Origin of the sequence: Paraburkholderia sp. WS6 (assembly GCF_030464835.1) — a bacterium.
In the GTDB taxonomy this organism is placed as follows: Bacteria; Pseudomonadota; Gammaproteobacteria; order Burkholderiales; family Burkholderiaceae; genus Paraburkholderia; species Paraburkholderia madseniana.
The window spans coordinates 1-2,739 of record NZ_JALQCK010000106.1 but is presented as its reverse complement, the minus strand read 5'-3'; the positions used below and the strand labels follow the sequence as shown (position 1 = coordinate 2,739).

Here is a 2,739-nt window from a genome sequence, read left to right as displayed (position 1 = left end):
CTAAGGCAGTCGAAGGTGTTGTTTGCTCACTTGACACCGGGCCCGCTAATGGGTGTCAGCGATCCGGGCGGCGATGTCGAACGGCCCATATTGGCCGCGTGCCGCCGCATGCAACCCGGATAAGATGACCCGCCAGCCTTCCGTTTGTTCGAGAATCAGCCTTTCAGGCGGTGCAGATTGCCCGACCCGTCCTCACCGAATCAAACCGCGAGTCGAGCGATCAAGAAAATCGTAAAAAGGCTTAACCTCGGCATGGGCTGTTGCAATTTCAGCAATCTCCGGTTTCGCTTCGTCAAGCGTCTTCCCGCTACGGTAAAGCAGCTTGTAGGCATTCCGGATAGCTTGTATCGCCTCCTTGCTGAAGCCACGGCGTTGTAGCCCCGTGGTATTCACTCCGACAGGTGAAGCGTGATTGCCTTGAGCAATAACAAACGGCGGCACATCTTGCGCGACACCAGAACAACCTCCCACCATAACGTGCGCTCCGATGACGCAGAATTGATGGACTGCGCACATACCGCCGATGATCACGTGATCATCCACGATAACGTGACCGCCTAGCGTTGCATTGTTTGCCAGAATGCAATGGTCACCAACAATGCAATCGTGGGCAACGTGAGCATTGACCATCAGAAGGTTGTCGTTTCCGACCTTGGTGATACTGCCTCCTTGGACTGTGCCGCGATGGATCGTGACACTCTCCCGGATTCTGTTGCGATCGCCCACTTCCACGACAGTTGGCTCTCCGGCGTACTTCAAGTCCTGGTTGTCTTCCCCGATCGTGGCGAAAGGATAGATTGTGTTCTCTCGGCCAATGCGGGTGTGCCCGCTTACGACAACGTGCGACTTAAGGACGGTGCCTTCGCCAATCTCGACGTCACCGCCTACACAGCAATAGGGACCAATGCGAACGCGAGCCCCAATGACGGCACCTTCTTCAATAACTGCGGTCGGGTGGATGACAGCCGTTTCATCAATCACAAATGTAGCCTCTGAGGAATGTCAGGATTGGACTTTAGCTCAAATTAAATGCTTGAGCAGCAAGCTGTGATTCGCTTTCCGGGCTGACTAAATGAGTCTTCGATTTCGCTCGGCGCATAGCTTTCAATTAGCTATCGACAGCTGAAACTAGGGGAGATTGTTGACGCCCATTAGCGGGCCGGTGTCAAGTGAGCAATCCACATCCCCGGCTGCACCAGCAGCCGTTTCCCAGTTCTCCGAATGCAGCGGCCAACCGCGCCCGTTTCTTCATTTGCTGGCTGCGACGGAACGCGCCAGACACCCATCTGGATCAAGCGAAGGGCAATACTGCTGGTGCCTTTCGCCTTGCGGCTATGCCGCCCCGGAAGAACTTTGGTGCCGTAATGCGTCCATGGGGTTCGCACAATTGCGTGGGCTGCCGGGTTGTCGGCGCCAATCCACAGCTGGCTCGCATTCCGGGCGATCCGCTTTTACTGCATATCGGGGACGGCGGCACGGCATCCCATTCAATCTCGGTGGCTGTTCGCCAGTCAACAATCAGGGCTTGCCGGTCGCCGTCGAAACTCTTATGCGAAGCAGCGCGTCGTATCGAATGGTTTGTGCTCCTTGAGCATATGGAAGCATGCGCGGGCGAGCTTGTGCGCCAGGGCCTTGCGCGCCAGGATGGTATTGGTCTTGCCTTTCTTTCGCTCGTAGAAACGTTTGGCCTCGGCGCAATAGCGCAGCGCAAAATTGGCCGCCTCGATGAACGCCCAGGACAGATACGGGTTGCCATTCTTTGTGTTGCCTTCGCCTTTCTTTTTGCCGTTGCTTATACGCTGGCTGTCCACGCACCGCGCATAGGAAGCGAAGTTACCCGCGCTGGCGAAGCGCTCGATGGTGCCCACCTCCAGCAGAATGACAGTTGCAAGGGTTTGGCCGATGCCCGGCACCGTGGTCAGCAGGGTGTAGTCCGCGTCTGGCGTGACCTTTTGTTGAAGACGCTTTTCCACGATAGCGATCTGCGTGGAGAGCGTCGTGATGACCGCGACGTTCGCCCGAAGCGCGAGTGCGACGTCCTCTGGCAGGTGCATTTGCTTGATGGTTTCTTCGTCGAGTCGGATGACCTGATTGCTCGTGATTCGCTTGCCGAACTGGCGTGCCGTTATGTTCTCCACCGCGAGAATGTGGCTCGTGCGGCTTCGCACGAGCTGCATGCGTTTCCTCGCAAGATCACGGACGGCACGCTGTTGTGGTGGCAGGATGGTGCCTGTCGGGAGTATCCCCAGGCGCAACAGGTGAGCCAGGTAGCGCGCGTCGGTCTCGTCGCCGCTGTACTTGAGCCCGTCGTATTTCTTGATCGCGGTGGTGTTGGCCAGATGCACCACGAAGCCGGCGGCCTGCAGGCCGTCGACAAGCCAGTACCAGTTATACGTCGATTCGATTACGACGCCAGCCAGCTCGGCTTGCCACGGGGCAAGGAACGTCAGGATCTTGGCCAGCTCGTTCGGCAGCCGCTTCTCGGCGACCACGCGGTCAGTTTCGTCGATCACGCTCACCACGCTGTTGTTCGAATGCAGGTCAATGCCGCTATAGTTCATGATGGGCCTCCTTCCGGTTAAAGCGCTGTTGGCAAACTCACTTTAACCCCGTCGCCCGTCAGGGCGGCGGTGGAGGCCCGCTAGATGATTTTCAATCATGGCGCATGTCCCGACCGTCCGAAACTGGCCGAAGAACGAAACCGCTCGCGCGGTAGGGGGCTCCGGCCAGCGCGTGCGG

At 57.8% G+C, this 2,739-nt stretch carries 2 protein-coding genes; both read right to left on the bottom strand.

The window, feature by feature from the left end; genetic code table 11:
* Nucleotides 1-192 precede the first annotated feature (192 nt).
* Entirely contained in the window at nucleotides 193-978 is a 786-nt protein-coding gene (gene lpxA, locus M0D64_RS44695; protein WP_266262299.1) for an acyl-ACP--UDP-N-acetylglucosamine O-acyltransferase, read from the bottom strand.
* Nucleotides 979-1,547: 569 nt separating this feature from the next.
* On the bottom strand, nucleotides 1,548-2,561 hold the full coding sequence (locus M0D64_RS44690) for an IS110 family transposase (RefSeq protein WP_266262298.1): 1,014 nt from the start codon (nucleotides 2,559-2,561) through the stop codon (nucleotides 1,548-1,550).
* Nucleotides 2,562-2,739 lie beyond the last annotated feature (178 nt).